Annotated in this window: 21 protein-coding genes; 4 read left to right on the top strand and 17 right to left on the bottom strand. The window is 60.8% G+C overall.

The features are described from left to right. The first annotated feature begins 84 nt into the window (after positions 1-84). Positions 85-693 (top strand): hypothetical protein, encoded by a 609-nt coding sequence (locus tag AC0J5Z_RS12590; protein ID WP_475032582.1) that lies wholly within the window; start codon positions 85-87, stop codon positions 691-693. Here the strand turns inward: AC0J5Z_RS12590 and AC0J5Z_RS12585 are convergent. The 9 genes from AC0J5Z_RS12585 to pdxT form a co-directional block, all read right to left on the bottom strand. Further along, positions 690-3077, bottom strand: coding sequence for a RelA/SpoT family protein (locus AC0J5Z_RS12585; RefSeq protein ID WP_475032580.1), 2388 nt, complete (start codon positions 3075-3077; stop codon positions 690-692). The two genes, AC0J5Z_RS12590 and AC0J5Z_RS12585, sit on opposite strands and share 4 nt — an antisense overlap. A 161-nt stretch (positions 3078-3238) precedes the next feature. After that, positions 3239-4228 carry a protein translocase subunit SecF gene (secF, locus tag AC0J5Z_RS12580; RefSeq protein ID WP_475032578.1) on the bottom strand — a complete coding sequence of 330 codons (990 nt, stop codon included), beginning with the start codon at positions 4226-4228 and terminating at the stop codon, positions 3239-3241. After that, the gene (gene secD / locus AC0J5Z_RS12575; RefSeq protein WP_475032576.1) at positions 4228-5979 is read right to left on the bottom strand and encodes a protein translocase subunit SecD; all 1752 of its coding nucleotides are present in this window, start codon (positions 5977-5979) and stop codon (positions 4228-4230) included. The genes secF and secD overlap by 1 nt, the downstream gene beginning before the upstream one ends. Positions 5980-6093: 114 nt before the next feature. Next, positions 6094-6477 carry a preprotein translocase subunit YajC gene (gene yajC, locus AC0J5Z_RS12570; protein WP_026005306.1) on the bottom strand — a complete coding sequence of 128 codons (384 nt, stop codon included), beginning with the start codon at positions 6475-6477 and terminating at the stop codon, positions 6094-6096. Between the two features lie 143 nt (positions 6478-6620). Beyond that, the gene (ruvB, locus tag AC0J5Z_RS12565; protein ID WP_475032573.1) at positions 6621-7697 is read right to left on the bottom strand and encodes a Holliday junction branch migration DNA helicase RuvB; all 1077 of its coding nucleotides are present in this window, start codon (positions 7695-7697) and stop codon (positions 6621-6623) included. Next, positions 7690-8334, bottom strand: coding sequence for a Holliday junction branch migration protein RuvA (gene ruvA / locus AC0J5Z_RS12560; protein WP_475032571.1), 645 nt, complete (start codon positions 8332-8334; stop codon positions 7690-7692). The genes ruvB and ruvA overlap by 8 nt, the downstream gene beginning before the upstream one ends. Before the next feature lie 103 nt (positions 8335-8437). Next, on the bottom strand, positions 8438-9016 hold the full coding sequence (gene ruvC / locus AC0J5Z_RS12555; RefSeq protein WP_475032569.1) for a crossover junction endodeoxyribonuclease RuvC: 579 nt from the start codon (positions 9014-9016) through the stop codon (positions 8438-8440). Between the two features lie 66 nt (positions 9017-9082). Continuing rightward, positions 9083-9838 (bottom strand): YebC/PmpR family DNA-binding transcriptional regulator, encoded by a 756-nt coding sequence (locus AC0J5Z_RS12550; protein WP_159734031.1) that lies wholly within the window; start codon positions 9836-9838, stop codon positions 9083-9085. Positions 9839-9841: 3 nt separating this feature from the next. Then, the gene (pdxT, locus tag AC0J5Z_RS12545) at positions 9842-10543 is read right to left on the bottom strand and encodes a pyridoxal 5'-phosphate synthase glutaminase subunit PdxT (RefSeq protein ID WP_475032567.1); all 702 of its coding nucleotides are present in this window, start codon (positions 10541-10543) and stop codon (positions 9842-9844) included. Between the two features lie 102 nt (positions 10544-10645). Between pdxT and AC0J5Z_RS12540 the strand changes: the two genes are divergently transcribed. Both AC0J5Z_RS12540 and AC0J5Z_RS12535 read left to right on the top strand, forming a co-directional pair. Then, a complete protein-coding gene (locus tag AC0J5Z_RS12540; RefSeq protein WP_475032565.1) occupies positions 10646-11977 on the top strand; it encodes a DUF1727 domain-containing protein in 1332 nt (443 codons plus the stop codon). Next, a complete protein-coding gene (locus AC0J5Z_RS12535; protein WP_475032561.1) occupies positions 11974-12732 on the top strand; it encodes a type 1 glutamine amidotransferase in 759 nt (252 codons plus the stop codon). Before AC0J5Z_RS12540 ends, AC0J5Z_RS12535 begins: the two co-directional genes overlap by 4 nt. A gap of 3 nt (positions 12733-12735) precedes the next feature. Here the strand turns inward: AC0J5Z_RS12535 and AC0J5Z_RS12530 are convergent, their stop codons facing one another. Then, positions 12736-14001: a CapA family protein gene (locus tag AC0J5Z_RS12530; protein ID WP_475039683.1), complete on the bottom strand. Its 1266-nt coding sequence runs from the start codon at positions 13999-14001 to the stop codon at positions 12736-12738. Positions 14002-14085: 84 nt separating this feature from the next. On the opposite strand from AC0J5Z_RS12530, the gene AC0J5Z_RS12525 reads away from it, so the two are divergent. Beyond that, on the top strand, positions 14086-16098 hold the full coding sequence (locus tag AC0J5Z_RS12525) for a M3 family metallopeptidase (protein WP_475032558.1): 2013 nt from the start codon (positions 14086-14088) through the stop codon (positions 16096-16098). 144 nt (positions 16099-16242) lie between these two features. On the opposite strand, the gene pdxS is transcribed toward AC0J5Z_RS12525, so the two are convergent. From pdxS to AC0J5Z_RS12490, 7 genes are all read right to left on the bottom strand, one after another. Continuing rightward, positions 16243-17169 (bottom strand): pyridoxal 5'-phosphate synthase lyase subunit PdxS, encoded by a 927-nt coding sequence (pdxS, locus tag AC0J5Z_RS12520; protein WP_475032554.1) that lies wholly within the window; start codon positions 17167-17169, stop codon positions 16243-16245. 255 nt (positions 17170-17424) lie between these two features. Further along, positions 17425-18054 (bottom strand): phosphatidylinositol phosphate synthase, encoded by a 630-nt coding sequence (pgsA, locus tag AC0J5Z_RS12515; RefSeq protein WP_475032550.1) that lies wholly within the window; start codon positions 18052-18054, stop codon positions 17425-17427. Beyond that, positions 18044-18637 carry an HIT family protein gene (locus tag AC0J5Z_RS12510; RefSeq protein WP_475032546.1) on the bottom strand — a complete coding sequence of 198 codons (594 nt, stop codon included), beginning with the start codon at positions 18635-18637 and terminating at the stop codon, positions 18044-18046. Before AC0J5Z_RS12510 ends, pgsA begins: the two co-directional genes overlap by 11 nt. 19 nt (positions 18638-18656) lie before the next feature. Next, the gene (thrS, locus tag AC0J5Z_RS12505; protein WP_475032542.1) at positions 18657-20666 is read right to left on the bottom strand and encodes a threonine--tRNA ligase; all 2010 of its coding nucleotides are present in this window, start codon (positions 20664-20666) and stop codon (positions 18657-18659) included. A 151-nt stretch (positions 20667-20817) separates the two neighbouring features. Beyond that, positions 20818-24336 (bottom strand): DNA polymerase III subunit alpha, encoded by a 3519-nt coding sequence (locus AC0J5Z_RS12500; RefSeq protein ID WP_475032540.1) that lies wholly within the window; start codon positions 24334-24336, stop codon positions 20818-20820. Between the two features lie 3 nt (positions 24337-24339). After that, complete coding sequence (locus AC0J5Z_RS12495) at positions 24340-24684, bottom strand: DUF6504 family protein (protein WP_475032538.1); 345 nt, start codon at positions 24682-24684, stop codon at positions 24340-24342. Positions 24685-24765: 81 nt separating this feature from the next. Beyond that, the gene (locus AC0J5Z_RS12490) at positions 24766-25827 is read right to left on the bottom strand and encodes an FAD-dependent monooxygenase (RefSeq protein ID WP_475032535.1); all 1062 of its coding nucleotides are present in this window, start codon (positions 25825-25827) and stop codon (positions 24766-24768) included.

Raw genomic sequence — 25827 nt, 5'->3', positions numbered from 1 at the left:
TTTTCCTCCAGGCTCCGTCCCGGTTATCCACATAACCGGGACGGAGCCTGTACTCGTAGGGCTGCCGCGCGGAATGATCGATGAATGGTCCCCGCTGTCAATCCCCCGCACTTGCTGGAGCCGGTCATACCCGAGCTCTACTCCCCCAGCCGCATCTTTACGTGGAACGAATTGCAGAGCATGGCGTTCGACGGTATCCTGCTGCCGCTGTACGGGAAGAGTTACGCCTCTCCGGGTGTATCCGTCACCCACCGCCTGAGAGCCCGTGCAGCGGCTTTAACCGTCCCGGAACGAATCCGGACCAAGGTGGTTGCCGGGAGACTGACTGCAGCCTGGATCTACGGTTGTGCCACTCCACCCGAGCACTTATCACTGCTGGTTGATGCGAAACATCGCATATCCAGCCTGCGGGGAACCACGGCCTGCAGTCTCCATGAGGTCCGGCTAGGTCAAATGGATGTCGTCAGCCTGGGAGGAATGCTGGTGAGCAGCCCGCTCCGGACCGCGGCTGACATCGCCCTCCACGTGGAAGCCAGTCGCGCTTTGCCCGCACTGAAGCGCCTTCTGGACCGGGAGGAACTTGGCATCAGGCTCCGCCTCCTCACGCTGGCCGTTGAGGCAGCACCCCGGGTTCCCCACAAGAAGCGCGCCTTGGCAACCTTGGCGCAACTGGGTCCCGCAGACCCGGGCTAGCTGCGGCGGCGGTTACCCGTAGTGCGATAGACGTCAAAAACACCGTCGATACGTCGAACCGCGTTCAAGACGTGATGCAGGTATTTTGGATCGCCCATTTCGAAGGCAAACTTCGAGATCGCTACCCTGTCGCTCGAAGTGTGTACCGACGCGGCCAGGATGTTGACATGGTTCTCAGACAAAATGCGGGTCACATCGGACAGAAGGGACTTCCGATCCAAGGCTTCCACCTGAATCTCCACCAGGAAAACACTCGATTGGGTGGGTGCCCACTCAACTTCAACAATTCTGTCCGGCTGGTCACGGAGACCTGAGACATTCGTGCAGTCAGTCCGGTGGACAGAAACTCCGGAGCCACGCGTTACAAAGCCCAGGATGGGGTCCGGGGGTACCGGGGTGCAGCACCGCGCCAGCTTGACCCAGACATCCCCCACACCCCGCACGATGACGCCGGAATCCGAGAACTTCGACTTCGCAACCTGCGTAGGAATACTGACTTCGTCGAGGTCTTCGTCCGGCGTCTCATGACCGCCCAAGTGCTCCACGAGCTTTTCCATGACGGACTGGGCTGATGTGTGCCCGTCCCCGACGCCCGCGTAGAGCCCGGAGATGTCGACGTAGTGGAATGCTTCCGCAACGGCGGACAGAGCATCGTGCGTCATCAGCCGCTGCAAAGGCAAGTTCTGCTTCCGCATGGCCCTGGTCAGCATGTCTTTGCCACGCTCTATGGCTTCTTCGCGGCGTTCTTTGGTGAACCATTGGCGGATCTTGTTGCGTGCACGAGCTGACTTGACGAAGTGCTGCCAGTCTTGGCTCGGGCCGGCGCCTTCTGCCTTGGAGGTGAAGATCTCTACCCAGTCTCCATGGTTCAGCTCACTGTTAAGCGGAACCAACTTGCCATTGACGCGGGCACCAATGGTTCGATGGCCCACCTCGGTGTGCACAGCGTACGCGAAGTCCACAGGGGTTGACCCGGCTGGAAGGGCCATGACTTCACCCTTGGGAGTGAAAACGAACACTTCCCGGGCGTTGATCTCATAGCGGAGCGAATCCAGGAACTCTCCGGGATCGGAGGTCTCCTGCTGCCAGTCCACCAGCGACCGCAGCCAACCCATGTCGCCATCACGCGGGCTGCCAGGGCCTTGCGCGGTCCGGTTGGGCTGGTCCTTGTACTTCCAGTGCGCCGCCACGCCGTACTCTGCCCGGCGGTGCATCTCGTGGGTACGGATCTGGATCTCCACAGGCTTGCCACCCGGGCCAATCACCGTTGTATGCAGTGATTGGTACATGTTGAACTTGGGCATGGCGATGTAATCCTTGAACCGTCCCGGAAGGGGGTTCCACCGTGAATGCAGCGTCCCGAGTGCGGCGTAACAGTCACGCACTGAATCCACCAGGACCCGCACGCCCATGAGGTCGTTGATGTCGTCGAAGTCCTTGTCCCGGACGATCATCTTCTGGTAAATCGAGTAGTAGTGCTTCGGCCGGCCAGTGATGGTCGCCTTGATCCGTGCCGTCCGAAGATCATCCGCGATCTGGTTGCGGATAACGCTCAGGCTCTTTTCCCTCTCCGGTGTGCGGTCACCCACCATGCGCACGATTTCCTCGTACACCTTGGGGTACAGCGCGGCAAAGGAGAGATCTTCCAGTTCCCACTTGATGGTGTTCATACCCAGGCGATGCGCCAAGGGTGCAAAGATCTCCAGCGTCTCACGGGCCTTGCGCGACGAAGACTCGGCGGAGACGAACCGCCAAGTTCGCGCATTGTGGAGGCGGTCTGCCAATTTGATCATCAGGACACGGATGTCCTTGGCCATTGCGACGACCATCTTGCGGACGGTCTCCGATTGGGCCGCCTCACCAAAACTGACTTTATCCAGTTTGGTGACGCCATCCACCAACATGGCAACTTCAGGTCCGAAATCCCGCGTCAGGTCAGCCAGAGTATACGGGGTGTCCTCCACGGTATCGTGAAGCAACGCTGCGGCCAGGGTTGTCCCGGTCATGCCGAGTTCAGCCAGGATGGTGGCAACAGCCACCGGGTGGGTGATGTACGGATCACCGCTCTTGCGTTTCTGTCCCTGGTGGCTCTGCTCAGCCACGGCGAAGGCGCGTTGGATCAGATCGAAGTCTTCTTTGGGATTGTTCGCCCGGACCGTGCGCAGCAGTGGCTCCAGGATGGGCGAGTACGGAGCGATGCCCCGCCCCGTCAGGCGGGCAAGCCGGGAACGCGTGCGTTCCCTCCGTCCCGGGAAAGTGGGACGTGCACCGGCAGCATCGACCGGGACCGCAGTCCGTCCGGGCACACTCGTTGCCGGAACTGCCACAGTCTTGCGGCTGTCATCCCCGCCCGCCGGTGGTGCCGACGTCGCACGTTCTTCCACAGAAGTACCCCTCACAACCGATTTAATTCTCCCAGTCTATTCCCGCAGGTGAATGCTTCTGCAACCGGGCAGCACATGTCGATAACGCAGGCAAGTCAAAGAGCCGGCCTCCGCAGTGGTGCGGAGGCCGGCTCTCGGCCAAACAACGGTGCTGAACAGCCTTAGACTGTGGCTTCAGTCCTGCGGTGGGCAACCTTCTTGGCTTGCTTCACGAGCTCAGGCTCACCTTGGCGCAGCCACGCGTACAGCGGTGCCGCGATGAAGATCGTGGCCGCGGTGCCGATGAGAATGCCTACGAACAAGGCCAGGGAAAGATCGCGCAAGGTTCCGGCGCCAAGGAGCCCGGCACCAATGAAAAGGATTGCTGCCACCGGGAGGACGGCCACCATCATGGTGTTGATGGAGCGGACCAGGGTTTGGTTGACGGCCAGGTTGACTTCTTCGCCGAAGGTGCGGCGTGTGGACGTGGAAATGTCCGCGGTGTTTTCCCGGATCTTGTCGAAGACAACCACCGTGTCGTACAGCGAGTAGCTGAGGACGGTCAGGAAGCCAATGATTGCCGACGGCGTGACTTCAAAATCGCTCAGGGCGTAGACGCCCGCTGTGGTGAACATGGTGACGAGCATGCCGACGAGTGCCGACAAAGACATCTTCCAGGTCCTGAAGTACAGCGCCATAAGGACAGCTGCCAACCCAACGAAGACCACCAGACCAATGAGGGCTTGACGGGTGACATCCTGGCCCCAGGTTGGGCCCACGAAGTTGGACGTCACTTCGTTCTCCGTCACGCCATAGACGCTGGTGAGTCCGTCCTTGATCCTGTTCGTCTCTTCATCGGTCAGCTGGTCCGTTTGGATCCGCATGGTGTTGCCTGCGACGTTGGCAACACGCGGAATTGCACCGGGCACTACGTCGTGGACGGCCTTTTCGCCGAGGCTTGCATCAGTGGTGCTCACGTTTGAAACTGTGAATTCCGAGCCGCCACGGAACTCGATTCCAAGGTTGAAACCGCCCTTGACGACCGGAATCAGGATGGAGAGTGCCACGGCGACCGCCGCAATGATGAACCAGATTTTCTTCGAATTAACAAAGTTGTACGAGCGCTTGCCGGTGTATAGCTCGTGGCCGAAGGTTGCGAAGCTCGTGGTCATTACTTCTCCTCCTTGGTGCCGTTCGAAGTACCAGTCAGCTGGCCCTTCTCGGCAAGGCGCCTCTCGGCGATGGTCATGCGTCGTTCGGCTTCGGCCGCCGCACCTGTATTGCGTGCGCGGACCACTGCAGGCTTTTCGTCAGGCGTGCGGAGGCGGCCTGCGCCCCGGTAGAGAGGAACTGCGCCGAGACGGTCAGGAGAAAGCCCTGAGAAACGGTGTCCTTCGCCGAAGAACTTGGTGCGCGCCAGGACCTGCAACATGGGGTGGGTGAACATGAACACCACGAGGAGGTCAGCCAGGGCCGTCAAGCCAAGGGTGAACGCGAAACCGCGAACATTGCCAACGGCCACGAAGTAGAGGACCAGTGCGGCCAGGAGGTTGACAGCCTTGGAGGCCAACACGGTGCGCTTTGCCCGCTTCCAGCCGTTCTCCACGGCGGATACCAGACCGCGCCCTTCCCGCAGCTCATCCCTGATGCGCTCGAAGTAGACAATGAACGAGTCCGCGGTCTGGCCAATGGCCACGATCAGACCGGCTACACCCGCCAGGGAGAGGCGGTAGTTTTCGGTCCACCCGAGGATTGCAATGGCCAGGTAGGTGAGGACACCGGCTACCACGAGGGAAGCGATGGTCACAAGGCCTAGTGCACGGTACTGGAAGAGCGAGTAGACAACGACCAGCAGCAGACCGATCATGCCTGCCAGCAGACCAAGGCGAAGTTGATCGCCACCCAGTGTGGCAGAGATCTGCTCCTGGGATTGGATCTCGAAGCTGATGGGCAAGGCGCCGAAGCGCAGCTGGTCAGACAGGGCCTTCGCAGACGCCTGGGTAAAGTTACCCGTGATCTGGGGCTTTCCATCAGTGATCACCGCAAGGGAACGGGGAGCAGAAATGACCTTGTCGTCCAGGACGATCGCGAACTGGGATTTGGGATCGTTAGTTCCTTGGGCCTGGGCCGCAACGTAGAACTGATTAAGGCGCTCCGTCACTTCCTTGAACTTGGCCGTTGCGTCTGAGTTGAACGTGATGGTCACGCCCCAGGAGTTGGTGACGGATCCCTGCGCACCCTGGACGGGGTCAAAGGACGAGCCCGTGATGTCCTGTCCCTTGACCTCAACGGGCCCAAGAATGTACTTGACCGCCGGAGTCTCTGCGGTAGCAGCCTCGCACGTCACCAGGGGTTTGGTTGGATCAGAGCGCTCCCGCCGTTCAGCGGAAGGGTTGACGCAGTCCAATGCCTCAAATTCCTTGTAGACCTCCGGGGTTACCCAGTTGATGTCGCTGGCGTTGGCCGGCTCCGCAGTGGGCTTGGGCAACTGGTCATCCGGCGTCCGGGATTCCGCAGGGATGGCTGCGGGGTCTGCAGCAGCGATGACCGGCCGGAAGTTCATGTCGGCCGAAGCCTGGATCAGGTCGCGGGTTTCCTTGGACGGTGTTCCCGGAAGACTAACCACCACGTTGCGGCCGGACTGCGTGCTGATTTCGGCTTCAGCAACACCGGAGCCATCTACGCGCTGCCGGATGATGGCAACTGCCTGGTTGAGTTGCTCCTCATTGATCTCGCTGGAACCCTCTACCCTGGGTGCCAGGATCATCTGGGTTCCGCCTTCAAGGTCCAGGGCAAGCTTGGGAGCCCAACTGGCGTTGCCAGTCATTACTCCGCCCGCAAGGACAGCGGTTAGTACAACGAAAATTGCTCCAAGCCAGGTCAGCACCCTGCGGGCTGAGTTTTTGGGGCCGGTCCGTGCCATTATCGATCTTCCTGTTATCGCCGGACAGCCGCCGGCGGACGCTGGTAAGCGTCTGCCGGCGGCTCTCCGCTGCCGTAGAAGTTGCCTTGCGCGGAGTTGCCGCGACTGACGGTGCTAGTTGTCCTTCTTGTCCTCTTTGTTGAGGCGCGCGATGGTTTCCTCCGGCGTCTCGACGGCGGCAGGGGCTTCGGTCTCCGCAGCGGTCAAGGAAGAAGCGTCATCCGGCACGACCGGTGCTTCCTCAGGGGTCGTTTCGACCACCTTGGTGACTGCCTGGCGGTGAACCGTGGCCTGGTTACCCGGGGAAAGTTCGATGACGACCTTGTTCTCAGCCTCGTCGATGGACACGATGCGGCCAAAGAGACCGAAGCTGGTCATGACGTCGACGCCCGGAGCGAACTTGGACTGCATCTCAGCCTGCTGCTGCTGGGTCTTCTTGTTGCGGCGGAACATCATGAAGACAAAAAGTCCAAGCATGACGAACAGCAATATGGTCATTGGATCCACAGGGAAGTTCCGTTCTGTACTTACGTTTTGGTTCACGGCAACGTCCCTGGCAGATCCCCGTAGCGGGCATGGATCAAGGACTCGAACGTGCCGAGCGTCATACCAGTCTAGTGGGAAAAGCTGAACAGAGCGTGTTAACCGATGGTATCTATGCTTTCGGCGTGGTTTTCGTCCTCGCCGAAGAGCGCAAGCGTCTCTTGGCCGAAGACGCCGGCCGGGACGGCATAGCCAAGGTGCGTCCAGGCGGATGCCATCGCGATGCGACCCCGCGGCGTACGCCCCAAAAGTCCCTCGCGCACCAAGAACGGTTCAGCCACGGTCTCCACCGTTTCCGGTTCTTCACCCACGGCAATTGCCAACGTGGACAAGCCAACAGGGCCGCCGTTGAACTTGGTGATCAGGGCTTCCAATACAGAGCGGTCCAGTCTGTCCAATCCCCGCTCATCCACCTCATACATGTCCAAGGCCGCTGACGCCGAACGGGCGTCGATTTGCTCGATGCCATGAACGAGCGCCCAGTCCCGGACACGGCGAAGCAGACGGTTGGCGATACGCGGGGTGCCGCGTGATCGGCCCGCGATCTCCGTGAACCCGGCCGAGTTAACCTTGAGGTCCAACAACCCGGCCGAACGACGGAGGACAAGTTCGAGCTCGGCCACCGAATAGAACTCAAGGTGTCCGGTGAAACCGAAGCGGTCCCTCAAGGGTCCCGGAAGAAGTCCTGCTCGGGTTGTTGCACCTACCAGGGTGAAAGGCGGGAGCTCCAAGGGAATCGCAGTTGCGCCTGCTCCTTTGCCCACCACGATGTCCACGCGGAAGTCCTCCATGGCCATGTACAACATTTCTTCCGCGGGCCTGGACATGCGGTGGATTTCGTCAAGGAACAGGACCTCGCCCTCCGACAGCGAGGAAAGGATGGCTGCGAGGTCGCCGGCGTGCTGGATGGCCGGTCCGCTGCTGATACGCAGCGGCGCGTTCATTTCCGCTGCAATGATCATGGCAAGGGTGGTCTTACCGAGTCCCGGAGGTCCGGACATCAGTACGTGGTCGGCGCTGCGGCCACGCATCTTGGAGGCCTCAAGAACCAGCGCAAGCTGCTTGCGGACCCGATGCTGACCCACGAAATCGTGCAGGTTCTTGGGTCGGAGAGCAGCCTCAATGACCCGCTCTTCCGGTTCCTCTCCCCCGCTGACGAGTGACTGCTCAGCCACGGCTGCCTACGCGGTTGCCTGCGCGTGCGCCGTCCTGGCCCAGCCACCGCAGCGTGGCGCGGAGTATTTGGGCCACGTTCCCCGCGTCCACGAGTTCCGGCGAGTCGGCCATGGCCTTGTCGATACTGCCGTTGGCGTCTTTTTCGGACCATCCCAAACTGGTCATGGCTGCGACTACCTGTGGCTTCCATTCTGCGTTCGGGGCTGCGGCGGGAGCAGTACCGGTACCGGTTCCGTGCGGAACCAACTTCCCGGCCAGCTCGAGGACAATACGGCCGGCCACCTTGGGACCGATGCCCGGCACCTTGGTAAATGCCTTGCTGTCACCAGTGTGTGCCGCCACCCGGATGGCTTCCGGTTCGTGCACGGCGAGGACGGCCAAGGCCAAGCGTGGCCCTACCCCGCTGACGCTGAGCAGGACATCGAAGACTTCGCGTTCGTCGTCGTCGGCAAATCCGAAAAGCGTGAGTGAATCTTCGCGGACGATCATGGAAGTGAAGAGCTTGGCTTCCGTTCCTGTCGTGAGGTGGCTCAAGGTCTGCGGTGTGGCGAAGACACTCATACCCGCACCGTTGAGGTCGATAACAGCGGTGGACAAACCAACGTGGGCTACGGTTCCACGGAGAAAACTGATCAAGACCCGGCTCCTGAAATACTGCCTGCTCCGGTGCCGTGAATACTGCGGCCAAAGCGGACTATCCGAACATATCTACGAATACCCTAGCAAGGGCAGCCGTCAATCACCGTTTGCGGCGCGCTTTTGCTTCGGCGTCGGCCCACGCTTTCTGCGCGGGCGTGAGCCCGCCCTTTCCGTTGACGCCACCAACTGAACCCATGCCGCTGCCTGCGCGCCACGCGTGGGTGAGGGCCAGGGCGAGTGCGTCGGCAGCATCAGCCGGCTTGGGTGGAGCATCCAGGCGCAGAATCTTGGTCACCAACTTGGTGACCGCATCCTTGTTGGCAGTGCCGCTGCCGGTAACTGCGGCTTTCACCTCGGAAGGTGTATGCAAGGCGACCGGGATGCCACGGCGTGCTGCCGCCACGATGACGACGCCCGACGCCTGGGCTACGCCCATCACCGTGCTCACGTTCATCTGCGAGAAAACACGTTCGACGGCGACGACATCCGGCTTGTGCAGGTCCAGCCACTCGTCAATGGCCTGGGCAATCACCAGCAAACGCTTGTCCAAGGTCAGCTCGGCGGACGTGCCCACCACTCCGACGGCCACCATGGTGGCCCGGCGGTTCCGCTCAATGTCCACCACACCGATGCCGCAACGGGTAAGGCCCGGATCGACTCCCAATACGCGAAGAGTCAAGTCCGGGCCTTCCTGATGGCTGTAAACCTGCTGGTGATCAAAGTTGTTGCGCTGCACCCCACGCGACTACTCGGCGTCGAGGGCAGCCTGCACTTCCTCGCTGAGGTCCGCATTGCTGTAGACGTTCTGGACATCGTCCAGGTCTTCCAGTGCATCCACGAGCTTCATAAACTTCTTGGCGCCGTCGACGTCCAAGTCCACCTGCATGGACGGAACAAATTCGGCTTCATCCGTGTCGTAGTCGATGCCTGCTTCTTTCAGGGCGTCGCGAATGGCTTGGAGGTCCGAGGGCTCGGAGTGGATTTCCCAGTTCTCACCGCTGTCCTTGACTTCCTCGGCGCCGGCCTCCAGGACCGCCATCAGGATGTCGTCTTCGCTGAGGCCGTTCTTGGGGAGCACAACAACCCCTTTGCGGGCGAAGAGGTAGCTCACGGAACCGGGATCGGCGATGGTGCCACCGTTGCGCGAGATTGCCAAGCGCACCTCTGAAGCAGCGCGGTTTTTGTTGTCGGTCAGACATTCAATCAACAAAGCCGAGCCTTGGGGACCGCGGGCTTCATACATGATCTCGGTGTAGTCCACCACTTCGCCGGTGAGGCCGGCCCCACGCTTGATGGCACGGTCGATGTTGTCGTTGGGAACCGAGGTTTTCTTGGCCTTCGTGACGGCCAGTTCAAGGCCGGGGTTGCCCGCGAGGTCCGGTCCTCCCATGCGGGCAGCAACTTCGATGTTCTTGATCAGTTTCGCGAACGACTTTGCACGCCTGCCGTCGATGATGGCTTTCTTGTGCTTAGTGGTCGCCCATTTGGAGTGGCCTGACATGCTTTACGCTTCTCCTCTGATCATTCGAATAAAGAGTTCATGCACGCGTTTCTCTCCCGTCACTTCCGGATGGAAGGAGGTGGCCAGCAGTTGGCCGGAACGCACTGCAACAATTCTAGCCACTCCATGCAAAGTAGCCGTGTGGCTGGCGTGGTCGGGGTCAACCTGGGCAAGGACTTCCACGCCCGGACCTACACGCTCCACCCAAGGGCCCCGGATGAATACCGCGTGAACGGGATTCACGCCGGACTCCCCTGCACTGAAATCCAGGCCCCTGAAATCGAGGTCCGTTTCAAAGGACTCTCGTTGTCGTCCGAAAGCATTCCGGCGGACCGTAATATCCAGCCCGCCAAAAGTCTGCTGGGGATTACCGTCCAAGTCTGTAGCCGGGTCCGCGATTTCATTGGCCAACAAGATCATGCCGGCGCAGGAGCCATAGACGGGAAGGCCCTCCTCGATGCGCTTACGCAGGGGATCACGGACTTCGAAGATCCGGGAGAGTTTGTCAATGGTGGTGGATTCGCCGCCTGGGATAATCAGGCCGTCGATGTCGTCGAGCTCTGACGGACGGCGAATACCCATGCCGGTGGCGCCAGCGGCCTCAACAGCGTGGATATGCTCGCGGAAGTCGCCCTGGAGAGCCAGCACGCCGATCCGGAGTCCTGAACCCACGCGTGACGAAGCGTCGGAAAGGGGGTTGGTCATTCGACCATCATAGTGCTCCAAGCCCTCAACGACGCCGCGTGCGGCAGTCAGGCACTACGGGCAGTCAGGCTTCCATGCCCTGACTGGGATATATTACAGAGCATGCTTTCCTTCAGCGTTCCCCTCGGCAAGCTGGTCCGCACACTGTCCCGGCTCAGGGGCGGAGGCTCAGCTTTTCCCGGCCTGGTGGTCGAGAAAATCGATCCCGGCTTCATGCAGCGAACGCTGGCGTCGCTCCACCTCGGCGTAGCCGTGATCAGTGGCACCAACGGCAAAACCACTACCACCAAGATGGTGGTTGAACTGCTTGAAAGCCAAGGCCTGAAAGTCTTCACCAACCGCAGCGGCAGCAACTTCACCCGAGGTGTAGCCGCCTCGCTCTTGGGCGATGTGGATTGGCGGGGACGCCTCGACGCGGACATTGCCATTTTGGAACTCGACGAAGCGCACGCCGTTCACTTCGTCAATAAGGTGGAGCCCCGCTTCAGCCTCCTGTTGAATGTCCTTCGCGATCAATTGGACCGCTTCGGTGAAATCGATAAGACCGCCCGTCTACTGGAGCACATTGCCTCCAAGACGACGGACACGGTGGTCCTCAACCGGGAAGACCCCCGCGTCGCCCGGATTGCCACCGCCCTTAATACCCTCGATGCCGTGCACCATCCGGAGATCAGGTACTTCGGTCTCGATGAATCGTTGCGCAGCACTTTCCCCAATGACGACGAGATGCGCACCACGGCCATCGGCCCGTCCCCGTCAGGGACCTCTGTTGCTGCAGAGACCGGTGACGATGTAAACCTGCCGGCTGCCGACGTCGTGCTCCGCCGGGTAGGTGCCCAAGACGCTGACTTTGAGTTCGACGGCGAAACCGTCACCACAACGATGAAACTGCGCGGCGTCTACAACATCTTCAATGCCGCGGCTGCTTTGTCCCTGGCTCGGGCCATCCTGGGCACCGGGCCCGTTGATACGCCCAAACTCGTGAAGGCTTTGGGAGAAGTTGCTCCCGCCTTCGGCCGTGGCGAAAGCCTCACGGTGGACGGACAGCCCTTGGAGCTGGTTCTCGTGAAGAACCCCAGCGGTTTCCGACTCGGCCTGAAGTCCTTCCCTGCCGGTGGCTACGCCACCATGATTGCCATCAACGACAACTACGCGGACGGCAGGGACATGTCCTGGCTCTGGGACGTTGAGTTCGATTCCCTGCGGGAAGACGGCGTGGAAGTCCTCACCGGCGTCCGCGCCTACGACATGGCGCTCCGTCTCCAGTACGACGACGTGCACTTCGGAGTCGTCGAACCGGACATCACCGCAGCACTGCGGGCTTTCATAGACGGCTCGCGAGGCAAGCCCAAGCGCGTCTTCTGTACATACACCTCCATGCTCGCCATTCGCCGTGAACTGGCCAAAATCACCATAGTTGAGGTGGTCTCATGACCTCGGAAGCACAACCGACTCCGGACGCACAGCCCAGCAAGGGAACAATCCGCGTTCTCCAGCTCTACCCGCGTGAAATGAACATCTACGGTGACTGGGGTAACGCCCTGGTCCTGAAGCAACGGATCAAGTGGCACGGCTACACCCCGGAGTTACTTGAGTACAACGTGGGTGACGAATTCCCGGAGGACATCGACATCATTGTGGGCGGAGGCGGGCAGGACAGCGGCCAGTTGGTCATTCAGGACGATCTCCAGGCGCGTGCCGAACAGCTGAGGCAGCTCTCTGAGGAAGGTGCCCCCATGCTGGTGATTTGTGGGCTGTACCAACTTTTCGGGAAGTTCTTCAAGACCAGCACGGGGCCCGTCATTCCCGGCATAGGCATCCTTGACGTCGAAACCCACGGAACTGACGAGCGACTCATCGGCAACGTGACCATGAAGTCTGATGAGTTTGGCGAAATCCTGGGCTATGAGAACCACAGCGGGCAGACTACTTTGGGTCCGGGCGTCAAGCCTCTCGGCACTGTTACGAAGGGCGCGGGCAACAACAGCAAGGACGGGCACGAGGGCGCCCGTTACAACAACGTCGTAGCAAGCTACCTTCATGGCTCACTCCTGCCGAAGAACCCGGCGATTGCGGACTTCCTGATCCGCACGGCGGCCGAACGCAAGTTCGGTACTTTCGTTCCGGGAGCGCCCGACGACGGTTACGCCCGCCTTGCGCGCGAGCATGCCGCCCGCCGTCCGCGGTAGGAGTTACTTTTCCTTCGTGATCAGCAGTTCATGCGCGCCTGCAGTTGCTGCGCCCATGGACTCAACCACCGCTTTGGTTCGCTGGTAGGTCTCAGCATCAGCCGCAGGTGTAGCGCAGACTCCCTGTGGTGCGTCGCTGGCAACTGAGCACCAACGGTACGGATCCCGAACGATGACTGACGGAGCCCAAGCAAGATCCGACGCAGTCCACACACCTGCAGCGTTCTGGCTGAACTGTGCCCTGACGAGCAGCCCTTCATTGTTGACGACGTACCACGGAGACAATTCGGTGACACCGTTGCCTAGCCCATAGACGATCCAGGTGCCCTTGTAATTCTCGATCGGCAGCACCGAGTGGGTGTGGTGCCCGTAGATCATGGTGAACTGACCGCTGTCCACTAACGCATGCGCAACCTCCTGCTGCTGGGCATTGGCTTCGCTGGCGTACTCGTCGCCGGCGTGCATGACGCCCAGGACAATGTCAGCCCCAAGCGCCTTCGCCTGTGTTGCCTTCGCGATCATGGCCGCTGGATCCAGCTCGTCAACCAACCACGGGTATTCCGGGATTTGCCCATTATGGCCATATGTTCCAATGATGACGGCCACCTTGGCAGCATCAGTTTGGAGCATGAGTATCTCCTTGGACTCCGCTTCCGTCCGGTAGGAACCAGTGTGCTTCAAGCCGGCTGCGTCCAAGGCATCCAGCGTCCGGAGCAAACCTTCCGTCCCGCGGTCAATGGTGTGGTTGCTGGCCGTCGTGCAGGCCTTGTAGCCGACGTCCTTGGATGCTGTGATGATTTGTGGCGGTACGTTGAAGGACGGGTAGGCGGAGAACGGCCCTTCCGGTGTAGCCACGGGTGTTTCCTGATGGCAGATGGCGAGATCGCTGTTACGGATGTAGCGACGCTGCCCCTCGAGAAGCGGAACGAACGTATAGCCGGGCTGACCAGCTGCCGCAGCGTCAGCTCTCGCTTGTTGCCAGAGCTGGGTATGGACCAACATGTCGCCTGTCACCGTGATGGAGGTGCAGCGTAGCTCCGGGCAGGCGGGTCCCTTGCCCGGGGTGGGGTTCGGTGCGGGGGTGCGGGTTGGGCTTGGGCTCTCGGTTGCCGGGGCGGAAGCGGCGCTGCTGCGGTTCGCGTCATCGTTTTCGGCAATGACACTGCAGGCGTTCACCGACAGGGCCATAGCCATGGCGCCCAGCACGAGTACCGCCTTGCGAGGACCGAACCATCCCCCGGAAAATGTGATTTTGCCCATGGCTTTCATCCTACGGCGGAAGCTTTGCGGAAGCCCGGCGGAAGCGGGCGTGCCGCTCTTGAGGACACGATTCTTACGTGAAAGAGTCACTTCATGACCAATCCACTCTTGAGCCCCAGCCCCTTGCCCTACGGGCTTCCGCCCTTTGCTGGCATTTCAGTAGAGCACTACGCAGAGGCCGTAGAGGCCGGATTGGCATCGCATCTCCAAGAGATTTCCCGGATCGTGGCCAATCAGGAGCCAGCTACCTTTCAGAACACGGCGCTGGCCATGGAGCAGTCAGGGCTTCTCCTCAACAGGGCGGCTGCGGCATTCTTTACCCTGGTTTCCGCGGATGCTTCCGATGCCATCAAATCGCTGGAGACAGAGTTGTCACCCAAGTTCTCAGCTCATCAGGATGCTGTTTACATGAACCGTGCGCTCTACGAGCGGTTCGCCGGGATCGACACCACCGGCTTGGATGCGGAATCATCTCGACTCGTGCAGGAGCACCTCAAGGAGTTCCGGCAGTCCGGAATTCAGCTCGATGACGCCGGGCAACACCGCCTGCGTCAAGTCAACGCAGAGCTCTCTCGATTGGGCACCGAGTTTGGACAGCGCGTCAAGCAAGCCATGAAGTCCGCCGCCCTGCTACTTGACGAAGCCGATGATCTGGCCGGGCTGCAGCCGGAAGTGGTCACCGGCGCCGCAGAAGCGGCAAAGCTTGCCGGGCACGACGGCAAGTACTTACTGACACTGATCCAACCGAGCAACCAACCCGCCCTCGCATCCCTGGAGAACCGGACCATTCGCCGTCGCCTGTATGAAGCGTCACTGGCGCGCGGCACCGACGGGGGCGCCTTGGATGTCCGTGACCTGGTGAAGGCTACTGCACGGTTGCGGGCAGAGAAAGCAACTCTCCTGGGTTTCACCAACTTCGCTGAACTGGTGGTGGACCAGCAAACGGCCCCCGGTTTCAGCGAGGTACAGGCGATGCTGGGCCGGCTGGCGCCGGCAGCCGTGCGTAACGCCCAATCGGAGGCAGAAGCCCTGGCGGAATCCGCCGGCCACGAACTCGAGCCGTGGGATTGGGCGTACTACTCCGCCCGGGTCCGCAAGGAGAAGTTCGAGGTGGACGAACAGGCACTCCGACCCTACTTCAGCCTTGAAACCGTACTCCGCGACGGAGTCTTCCATGCAGCAACGCAGCTTTACGGAGTCACGTTCCATGAGCGCGAGGACCTTGAAGGGTATCACCGCGACGTCCGTGTCTGGGAGGTCCGGAATGAAGACGGCAGCGGCCTCGGTCTCTTCCTGGGCGACTACTACACTCGTGAAACAAAGCGCGGAGGTGCCTGGATGAATTCCCTCGTGGAACAGTCCAGCCTGCTGGGAACCCGGTCCGTAGTGATCAATAACCTCAACATCACCAAGCCGGCTCCCGGTGAGCCGACGCTGCTGTCCCTGGACGAGGTCCGTACTGTTTTCCATGAGTTCGGCCACGCACTGCACGGCCTCTTTTCCGATGTCACCTATCCGCGGTTCTCCGGAACATCCGTACCGCGCGACTTTGTGGAGTACCCGTCCCAGGTCAACGAAATGTGGATCATGTGGCCCGAGGTACTGGCCAGCTACGCACGCCATTACTCCACCGGGGAAGCTCTCCCCCAGGACACCGTGAACAAACTCAATGAGTCATTATTGTGGGGAGAAGGATTCGCAACTATTGAATATCTTGGTGCGGCGCTCCTTGACCTTGCGTGGCACGTACTGTCCGAGTCCGAAGTCCCGGACGACGTTCCCGCCTTCGAAGCCAAGGCATTGGCCGATGCGGCAATCGCGCACCCGTTGATTCCGCCGCGGTACCGCACGGGCTATTTCCAGCACATCTTCGCCGGCGCGGGCTACGCAGCGGGTTACTACTCCTACATCTGGAGCGAGGTGCTGGATGCGGACACCGTGGAGTGGTTCAAAGAAAACGGCGGCCTTACCCGCTCCAACGGAGACCGATTCAGGTCAGAGCTGCTCTCACGGGGTAACAGCCGCGATCCTCTGGAATCCTTCCGCTCGTTCAGAGGCCGTGACGCCGAGCTCGAACCCCTGCTGAAGCGCCGAGGCCTCGAATAACTCACGCACCCCAAGAAAACGAAACGGCGGGCACCGATCCGGCAGTGTGCGTAAAAGGGCCCCCGCCCCGCCACCGCCAAAATGGCGGCAGCGGGAGCGGGGAATAGCACACAGAGGATCGGCGCCCGCCGGGCGGAATGGAACCTACCAGCCGCGCTCTGCGAGGCGGTGGGGCTGCGGGATGTCGTCGACGTTGATGCCCACCATGGCTTCGCCCAGGCCGCGGGAGACCTTGGCGATGACATCGGGGTCGTCGTGGAACGTGGTGGCCTTCACGACGGCGGCGGCACGCTCTGCGGGGTTGCCGGACTTGAAGATCCCCGAACCAACGAACACGCCGTCGGCGCCGAGCTGCATCATCATCGCAGCATCAGCCGGGGTCGCGATGCCACCGGCGGTGAACAGCACCACGGGGAGCTTGCCGGTCGCGGCTACTTCCTTGACCAGTTCGTACGGGGCCTGCAGTTCCTTGGCCGCGACGTACAGCTCGTCCTCGGGAAGGGCCGCGAGCTTGGCGATCTCGGAACGGATCTGGCGCATGTGCCCGGTGGCGTTGGAAACATCGCCGGTGCCGGCTTCGCCCTTGGAACGGATCATCGCCGCGCCCTCGTTGATGCGGCGCAGCGCCTCACCAAGGTTGGTGGCACCACAAACGAAGGGAACGGTGAAGTTCCACTTGTCGATGTGGTTGATGTAGTCCGCCGGGGTCAGGACCTCGGACTCGTCGATGTAGTCAACACCGAGGGACTGCAGGACCTGGGCCTCGACGAAGTGGCCGATGCGGGCTTTGGCCATGACCGGGATGGACACGGCGGCGATGATCGCATCGATCATGTCCGGATCGGACATGCGCGACACCCCGCCCTGGGCGCGGATGTCGGCCGGGACGCGCTCGAGCGCCATGACAGCCACGGCACCGGCATCTTCGGCGATGCGGGCCTGCTCGACGTTAACGACGTCCATGATGACGCCGCCCTTGAGCATCTCCGCCATGCCCCGCTTGACGCGGCTGCTGCCCGTGACGCTGTTCGCGGACGAACCGGCTTCGTTGCTTACATCTGGTGTAGACACAAAAACCCCTATGGGTAGATAAACGACCTTCTTGCCGGAGGCGCGCGCGGCCACACGACCGCAATCAGCGCACACCGGATTTCAGGTCAAGGTGACCAAGTACTAGTAATAGTAGTCGCACCTCGCATGGTGGCAGTACATTCATTACTGCCTTGGAGGCTCACAAAGCGGGCTGTGGTAGGTCAGGTGCACAACTGCGGAGGAGCGACTTTGGTCGCTTGCCAGTTCCATTGGCCACCGTTTCCTTCCAAGGGTTTACGCTGCAGCAGTTCCATCGGCTTCGGCCATGGCCTGCCGGCGCACGGCGGACATCCGCTGGACGATCGTCACCACACTGGCCAAAGCAAGAAGGATCAGGGTTCCGAACAACACAACCGGAGGCAGCCCCAATCCCGTCAGCCCCGTTATGAGCAGCACGGATGCCAAGCGTTCTGCACGCTCTGCGATCCCCACGCTCGCCTGGTAGCCCAAGGACTCTGCTTTGGCCCGAGCGTAGGAAACAACCATTCCCAGAACCAGGCAGACGACGGCGGCGGTGCCTATCGCCGGATCCTCGCCTTCGGTGAAAAACCAGATGGTCAGTCCCGCAAAGATCGCACCATCGGCGAGCCGGTCCAAGGTGGAATCCAGGAAATTACCCCAACCACCGCTCCTCCCCTGCAGCCGCGCCATGATTCCGTCCACGACATCAGAAAATGCGAAGAACGCGACCACAACTGAACCCCACCACAAGAAGCCCAGCGGGTAGAGGATGAGTCCCCCCAGGATGACGCCGGCGGTCCCTGCAATGGTCACGGCGTCCGGAGACACACCGATCCTGAGGAGCCAACGCGCTAGAGGAGTAAAGAGTGAAGTGAAAAAGCCGCGCGCATGCCTATTGAGCATTCGACTCCCCCGGCCAAGCTTCGGCCACAAGCTTGCGGACCTCATCGAGTGTCTGCGTGATGGCCTTGGTCTGGGCGATGATCGGGAAGAAATTTCCATCCCCGCCCCAGCGCGGAACCACGTGTTGGTGGAGATGTGCGGCGATGCCGGCACCGCCGGTCACGCCTTGGTTCATGCCCAGGTTGAAGCCGCTCGGATTCGAAACCTTCCGCAGCACGCGCATTGCCGTCTGGGTAAGTTCGGCGAACTCGGCCGTTTCCTCCACTGTGATGTCCGTGTAGTCGGGGACGTGCCGGTAGGGGCAGATTAACAAATGACCGGGGTTATAGGGAAAGAGGTTCAGGACCACGTAGCAGGTCCTTCCCCGGTACACGATCAGGGATTCCTCATCTGAGCGCGTGGGTCCTACACAGAACGGGCAGTCATTCTTGTTCTTGAATTGATCCTGCCCGCCCTTGATGTAAGCCATGCGGTGCGGAGTCCACAGGCGCTGAAACGCGTCCGGTACGCCCGCCAATCCGAAGTCATCGGTTACGTCGGCGTCGCCCGGAAGGTCAGCTGCCGCGCCTGTGTTCTCCTGCACCGTCTTTGTGTCCGTTCCGTCAGCTCTCGCGGTTCTTGACAGCGTCCACGATCCTACGGACTGCTTCGGCCACGGGCACTCCATTATCCTGGCTGCCGTCCCGGAAGCGGAACGACACCGCACCGGCTTCCGCGTCCTCACCCCCGGCAATCAGGACGAAGGGGATCTTGTCCTTGCTGGCTGTGCGGATCTTCTTGGGGAACCGGTCAGAGGAGATATCCACCTCGGCACGGATACCTGCAGCCTTGAGCTGGCCGATGACATCGAACATGTAATCGTTGAATGTTTCGGCAACAGGGATTCCCACCACCTGGACAGGCGCGAGCCAGGCGGGGAACGCCCCGGCGTAGTGCTCGGTGAGTACACCCATGAACCGTTCCACGGATCCGAAGAGGGCCCGGTGGATCATGACCGGCCGCTGGCGCGTCCCGTCGGCCGCCTGGTACTCCAGTTCGAAGCGCTCGGGCAAGTTGAAGTCCAGTTGGATGGTGGACATCTGCCAGGTCCTGCCGAGGGCGTCCTTTGCCTGGACAGAGATCTTTGGCCCGTAGAATGCTGCTCCACCCGGGTCCGGTACCAATTCCAGGCCGGAGGCCGCCGCGACCTCGGAAAGGGTACGTGTAGCTTCCTCCCAAGCGGCATCTTCACCAACGAATTTCTCTTCGTTCTTGGTGGAGAGCTCCAAGTAGAAGTCATCCAAGCCGTAATCCTTGAGCAGGCCCAGGACGAAGTTCAGCGTGGTGGTGAGCTCGTCCTTCATCTGCTCGCGGGTGCAGTAGATGTGGGCGTCGTCCTGTGTCATTCCACGGACGCGGGTCAGCCCGTGCACAACCCCGGATTTCTCGTAGCGGTACACCGAACCGAATTCGAACAGGCGCAGCGGAAGTTCGCGGTAGGACCTGCCGCGGGAACGGAAAATCAGGTTGTGCATGGGGCAGTTCATCGGCTTGAGGTAGTAATCCTGTGCCGGCTTCCGCACGGTGCCGTCTTCGTTGAATTCGGCGTCCACCTGCATCGCCGGGAACATGCCGTCCTTGTACCAGTCAAGGTGGCCGGAGACCTCGTAGAGATGTCCCTTGGTGATGTGGGGTGTGTAGACGAACTCGTAGCCCGCGTCCACGTGGCGCTGGCGGGAGTAGTCCTCCATTGCCTTGCGGATGATGCCGCCCTTGGGGTGGAACACTGGAAGGCCTGAACCCAGCTCATCCGGGAAGGAGAAGAGGTCAAGTTCGACGCCGAGCTTGCGGTGATCGCGGCGCTCAGCTTCAGCGATGCGTTCCTGGTAGGCCTTGAGGGCTTCCTTGGTGGGCCAGGCGGTGCCATAAATGCGCTGCAACTGCTGGTTGTTCTGGTTGCCAAGCCAGTATGCGGCGGAAGAGCGGGTCAACGCGAAGGCGTTGGAGATGATTTTCGTGTTCTGCAGGTGGGGGCCGCGGCAAAGATCGCACCAGAGGCTCTCGCCACTCTTTCGATCCACATTGTCGTAAATCGTGATGTCGCCCGCCCCGACCTCAACATTGACGCCTTCCGCAGCGTCGCTTGCGTCGTTCTTCTTGCCCAGCAGCTCCAGCTTGTAGGGCTCGTTGGCCATCGCTTTGCGTGCTTCTTCTTCGGTGACCACACGGCGAACGAACTTCTGGTTCTGGTTGATGATCTTCTGCATCATCTTTTCGAGCGTGCGCAGGTCTTCCGGAGTGAACGGTTCAGCGACGTCGAAGTCGAAGTAGAAGCCGTCCGTGATGTACGGGCCGATGCCAAGCTTGGCGCCGGGCCGCAGCTGCTGCACAGCCTGTGCCATGACGTGGGCTGTGGAGTGACGGAGAACGTTGAGTCCATCAGGGGAATCGATGGTGACGCCCTCGACGTCGGCACCCTCGGTGAGGACCTGGTCAAGGTCTTTCAACACACCATTGACACGGGCTACAACGACGTCGCGGCGCTCGAAGAAGAGTTCCGCGCCGGTAGTCCCTTCCGTCACCTTGGTCTCTTCGCCATCGACGATGAGGGTGATCTGTTGGGCATCTGACACGGGTGTCTCCTATTCATAGTTAAGGCTTCATAGCTTGTGGCGTACGGGGACCACAGCCAGCCATCGTCAATCGTATCCGCTTCAGCGAAGGCGGCCAAAGCAGCGCGCCGAGGCCGGATTCGGCTGGTCGAGGCCGGACGCGGCTGATTGTTCAGCTTCCCAAGCCAGTGATGGCAAGGTTCCTGGCGATGCCGTGAAGGGGCCCATGATGGGTGTGTTCATCTGGTAGCCCAACTTCGGCGGGCAGGAGTTCGGCATATGGCAATGCTTCGGGCCGGCTGAGGTCCCAGGCCTTGCTGGCACTCAGGCTGATTCCCTTGGGACCGGTCCTTCTGGTCGTTCCACGGATCAGCAGCAGGCGGGTACCAAACAGCAGGGGACCTGATTCTTCCTGGGCTTCATGGAAGAAGACCGAATCCACACAACCGGTGCCGTCGTCGATGCTGATGAAGACGACGCGCCGCCCGCCTCGCATGGGTGGGGTCTGCGTCGCGATTCTGACCCCTGCCACCAGGACTTCGGTCCCGTTGCGCAGGCCCAGGAGTTTGTCGGCCGTTGTAACTCCCAGTTTGTCCAACAGGGGCCTGTGGCTATCCATCAAGTGCTCGCTGACATCAACAGCCATGAGATCAAGTTCCGCCCTGACGTTGTCAACCATGGATGGTTCGGGAAGTTCAGGAGCAAGGTTCCTTAACTCGACATCGCCCAGAGCGAATGACAGTTGTCCCTCGATGACATCGGCAGCTTTCTTGGAAGGGCCGCTTTGGAGTGCCTGCAAATGTTGCACGAGGTCGGCCCGGTTCGCTTTTCCACCGGACCCGCTATGCAAGGCATCGAAGGCTCCAAGTTGGGCCAGTCTCTTGATGTTCGGCTTGCTCACCCTTGCCCGTGCCCGCAGGTCTGCCAGGGAATCGAAAGGTTGCCCGGCCACGATCCGTTTCAGTTCCGCGCCTGAAAGCCCATAGATCCCCGTGAGGCTCAAGCGGATGCCGAGCTTGCCCTGATCGGGGCCCTCTTGGATTTTCTCCACCCGGTATTCAGCCTGGCTCCTGTTGATATCCAAAGGCAGGATGGGAATGCCGAGCCGGCGGGCTTCAGCTACCAGCAAGCGTTTGGGATACATCCCGGGGTCGTGTTCCCACAGCCCGGCCAGGAAGGCCTCCGGATGATGGGTCTTGAGCCAGGCCGATTGATAGGTGGGCACGGCAAAAGCAGCACCGTGGGCTTTGCAAAAGCCAAAACTGCCGAAGGCTTTCAGGGTTCCCCAGACCCTGTCCACCACTTCGGGAGAGTAGTTCTTGATCGCTTCCCTACGGAAGTACTTCTCCACTCCTGGCTCATGCACTTCGTCGCCCAGGGCCCGTCGGAACTCATCAGCCCTGTCCAATCCGCAATCGGTCATGACATGGAAGGTCTTCAAGATCTGCTCGTGGAAAACAGTCACCCCGTGCGTTTCCTGGAGCACGGGTTTGAGGTCCTGGTGGGGATAAACCTCAGGAGCAAAGCCATGCCGATGTTCCAGGAAGGGCCGCACCATGTCGGATTTCATGGGTCCGGGCCTGAAAAGCGAGATGTCGATGATGAGGTCGTTGAATTCCCGGGGCGCCATCTTTCCAATGAGCTCACGCTGTCCCGGTGATTCGATCTGGAAGCAACCAAGTGTGTGGGTGCTGCGGATCAGCTCATAGGTGGGCTCGTCGTCGAAGGGGACGGCGTTGAGATCGATCCTGCCGTCAGGGGCAATGTAATCAGGACCGTTGCCTCCCGGCTCCACTGGATGCCTCCCGGCTTCCACAACTTCGGCTTTGGAAGGATGCAACCTGATTACTTCACGAACCGCAAAGGCCATGGCACTCTGCATGCGCACTCCCAGGACATCGAGTTTGAGCATGCCCATCGGGTCCATGTCGTGTTTGTCGAACTGGCTCATGGGCAGGCCCAGACCGCTGGGCTGAACGGGAGTTCGATCCAAAAGCGTGGCATCTCCCAAAATCACTCCACAAGGATGCATGGAGATATGCCTGGGTAGCCGATCCAGTCTTTCGGTGAGGTCCACCAACAGGTCCAGTTGCTGGTTCTCCTCCATGGCACCCCGTTCAACCCGCCCGGCAAAATCGCGCAGCTCGGGCTTCTCCACCAGGGCTTCGCGGAATTTGCGTGCAGAGAATCTCCATAGTTGCTTGGCAATCTCGCCGACCTCCTCGTCGGGCATCCCCAGGGCCATACCCGCATCCCGAACGGCACCACGTGCCCTATAGCCGTTTTGCATGCTCATCAGGGTGACGCGTTCGGCACCGAAGCGGTCAAAAATCTTTCGGTAGACGTTGTGCCTTTCAGCACTTTCCACATCAATATCGATGTCAGGAAGGGTGGACCGACGGCCAGAAAGGAAGCGTTCGAAGATGAGGTCGTGGCGTATCGGGTCAACCTGGCTGATATCGATCAAGTAATTGACCAGGCTTGAGGCGCCGGAACCCCTTGCGGCAACCCTGACCCCCATATCGAGGATCATCCTTGAAACTTCTGCCACGGTAAGGAAATACGAGGCAAAGCCAAGCTTGCCGATGATTGCCATCTCGTGCTCCAACCGCGAGCGCAGTTGTTTTTCTGCATCTCCTTTGATGCCCGGGAACCGTTTGTGTATACCGGCTTCGCAGCGTTGGGTGAGTTCAAACATGGGGTCAGTGTCGATGCCGATGATGGAGGCTTCGGGAACCACCGGCTTTTTCCATCCCATATCGAGGACAGGATCGATGCGGCATTTGTCTGCGAGCGCTTCAGTGTTTGCGAGGAGTTTGGTGAGGTCGGCTTTTCCTTGGCCTGCTGCGCTCATGATTTCGTTGCCGAGTTGGAGCATTTGCCGGGGTGTCTTCAGCCAGCCCTGTCCTGTTGGTTGGAGCAGTCCTGTTGGTTGGAGCAGGGGCGCAGCTGAGAGTTCAGGGAGGGATTTGAGGGTGCGTGCTGAGTCGAGGACGTCCGCGGTGGCGGCGCCGTCCTGGGCGCAGTACCGGACGGCGTTGCTGAGGATTGCGGGAATGTTGTATTCGAGGGCGAGCTTGAGCATGCGCACGGCATGGGCTGTGCTGAGCGGCTCTCCTGGGGCGCTGAGGTGGGAGACCACTTCAGCGACCATGGTGCCGGGGGGCAGGGCGTCAATCCATTGTTTGAAGAGGGTTCTGGGCCTCAGGTACTTGCGGCCCCCCATGGCTCGTCCGACATCCGAGTCGGGCCCTATCAGCACGGTCAGGACCGGTTTGAGGGTTTTGGGGTCAAGGGTCCTTGATGCGAGTTCTCCTCGGGTGACGGCAGCGGGGACTGTTCCCCCCGCTTTCCCTGAGGTGCGTGCATGGGCGTCCGATATGAGGCGGCACAGCGCCCTGTATCCGGCGCCGTTGTTGTTTCCATGGGCGAGTACGACGACGCGGCCCGCGACTTGGGTGCGGTGGTCGCCGTCGTCGTCGAATACTGCAAGGTCCACCCCAACGATGGGGTCAATACCTGCGTCCATGCATGCTTTGAGGTGTTTGATGGTGCCGTACAGGCCGTCCCGGTCTGTGCAGGCGAGCGCGGTGGCTCCGTCTGCTGCAGCTGTTTGGGCAAGTTCATCGGGCCAGGAGACGCCGTAGTGTGCGCTGAAGGCTGTGGAGACGTGCAGGTGGGTAAAGCTCAAGGTTCACGCTGCTTCTTCGGGTTCTACGGCTCGTGCTGGTGCGGCGTCGTGGATGCGCAGTAGTCTCCAGCGTCCGCTTCCTATGTGCCGGACCAGGTCGAGGGTGATGGAGCGGCTGGCTTCCGGGTCACCTGTGGAAGGTATGAGTTGCACTCGCCAGATCTCGTGGTCAACCAGGCCAGCCCCGCTGCCCAGGGGTGCGCGGCTCTCTTCAAGCCACCATTGGCGTCGTTCGTACCATCGAACAGGTTCATTGGTGACTGTGTACTGGACCCCTTTCCATTGGACTTCCTGCGGCTGGCCTGTGTCAGTGCAGATGACTCCGACAGACTCACTGAACAGCCCCATATCCACACCTCTTCACGCCGGGAGATTTTATTCGAATGTATGTTCGAATAAATCCAGTTTACGCCGACGCCCCGACAAAACCTACTTCGAAGTTCCAGCCCTTTCCCGGGTTCGCGATACACGCTTCCCCACCTGCTTCAGCAAGGCATCGCGCCACGGTTGTGCGCCCTGAGCGAGCGCAATGCTCCCCATGGCGGAAGAACCCACCCGTAGCAGTTGGGTTCGCAGGACCCGCTTCCTGCCATAGGCGGCGAGTGCTTCCTCCATGGGCAATGCATTCAGCATGCTTCCCAAGGTCACGGCATCGATGAGCGCCTCGCAGGCGCCCCGGCCCAGGTTTGGGGTCATTGCATGTGCAGCATCCCCCACCAACACGACGTTCCCGCGCGAGTAAGTGCCCAGGGGCGGGGTAGTCCAGACGCGTTGCGCAAGCGACGTATCCGTAGTGGCCTGGTCGAGTACATCCCGCACGGCTGGCGAGTGGTTGGCGTAGCGCCTTCGGGTCACTTCAAGCGCCGCTGCTACGTCCACCCTGTCCGGGCCCAGTTCGGAACGGAAGGAGGCGTACCAGTTGCTTCCACCTATGGCAGGAGCCAAGCCGAAAATTTCACCGCGCCCCCAGTATTCTCCAACGTCCTGTGGGGCCGGGGTTCCGGGAACCACTCCGCGGACCGCAAGGAACGGCGTGGGCTTTGCCGCACTTCGCTTGCCCCAAAAGTCCCGCCGAACAATGCTGTTGACTCCATCGGCGCCCACGGTCACCGCAGCTGCGCCAGGAAGGCGGTCCACCCTCCCCGCTACCCGGCGTACGGAGCCGGGCACCGCCGTGTCCAGCAGTCTCAGTAGTTCGGGTCGGGAGACTCCCAACAGCCCTTCACCTTCCATGGACAGCAGGGCTTCTCCCGAGGGGCGTCGAAGTGCGCCGGCTTTGATAATGGCTCCACGATTCCGCACGGCCCCGAGTATCCCCAGCCGGGACAACGCTTGCTGGGCTTCAGGCCACATGGCAAGGGTGGTTCCTACTGCAGGAAGTTTTGTCCGCTGCTCATAAACAGTGACGTCGAACCTGCCGGGGTCAAGCCTTCCTGCGAGCGCCAGCCCGGCAATTCCTCCACCAATGATGTCCACTTTTTCCATGGCCAC

The organism is Paenarthrobacter sp. TRD_SC_7 (assembly GCF_056156245.1).
This window is presented reverse-complemented; position numbering and strand designations above follow the sequence as displayed.

Excerpts from the sequence above, each read along its gene's own strand:
- AC0J5Z_RS12495 (WP_475032538.1), bottom strand. The coding sequence starts at position 24,684 with ATGGGGCTGTTCAGTGAGTCTGTCGGAGTCATCTGCACTGACACAGGC.
- AC0J5Z_RS12540 (WP_475032565.1), top strand. The coding sequence starts at position 10,646 with ATGCTTTCCTTCAGCGTTCCCCTCGGCAAGCTGGTCCGCACACTGTCC.
- pdxT (WP_475032567.1), bottom strand. The coding sequence starts at position 10,543 with ATGACCAACCCCCTTTCCGACGCTTCGTCACGCGTGGGTTCAGGACTC.
- AC0J5Z_RS12590 (WP_475032582.1), top strand. The coding sequence starts at position 85 with ATGGTCCCCGCTGTCAATCCCCCGCACTTGCTGGAGCCGGTCATACCC.
- pgsA (WP_475032550.1), bottom strand. The coding sequence starts at position 18,054 with ATGCTCAATAGGCATGCGCGCGGCTTTTTCACTTCACTCTTTACTCCT.
- yajC (WP_026005306.1), bottom strand. The coding sequence starts at position 6,477 with ATGACCATATTGCTGTTCGTCATGCTTGGACTTTTTGTCTTCATGATG.
- AC0J5Z_RS12525 (WP_475032558.1), top strand. The coding sequence starts at position 14,086 with ATGACCAATCCACTCTTGAGCCCCAGCCCCTTGCCCTACGGGCTTCCG.
- secD (WP_475032576.1), bottom strand. The coding sequence starts at position 5,979 with ATGGCACGGACCGGCCCCAAAAACTCAGCCCGCAGGGTGCTGACCTGG.
- AC0J5Z_RS12550 (WP_159734031.1), bottom strand. The coding sequence starts at position 9,838 with ATGTCAGGCCACTCCAAATGGGCGACCACTAAGCACAAGAAAGCCATC.
- secF (WP_475032578.1), bottom strand. The coding sequence starts at position 4,228 with ATGACCACGAGCTTCGCAACCTTCGGCCACGAGCTATACACCGGCAAG.
- AC0J5Z_RS12535 (WP_475032561.1), top strand. The coding sequence starts at position 11,974 with ATGACCTCGGAAGCACAACCGACTCCGGACGCACAGCCCAGCAAGGGA.
- AC0J5Z_RS12530 (WP_475039683.1), bottom strand. The coding sequence starts at position 14,001 with ATGAAAGCCATGGGCAAAATCACATTTTCCGGGGGATGGTTCGGTCCT.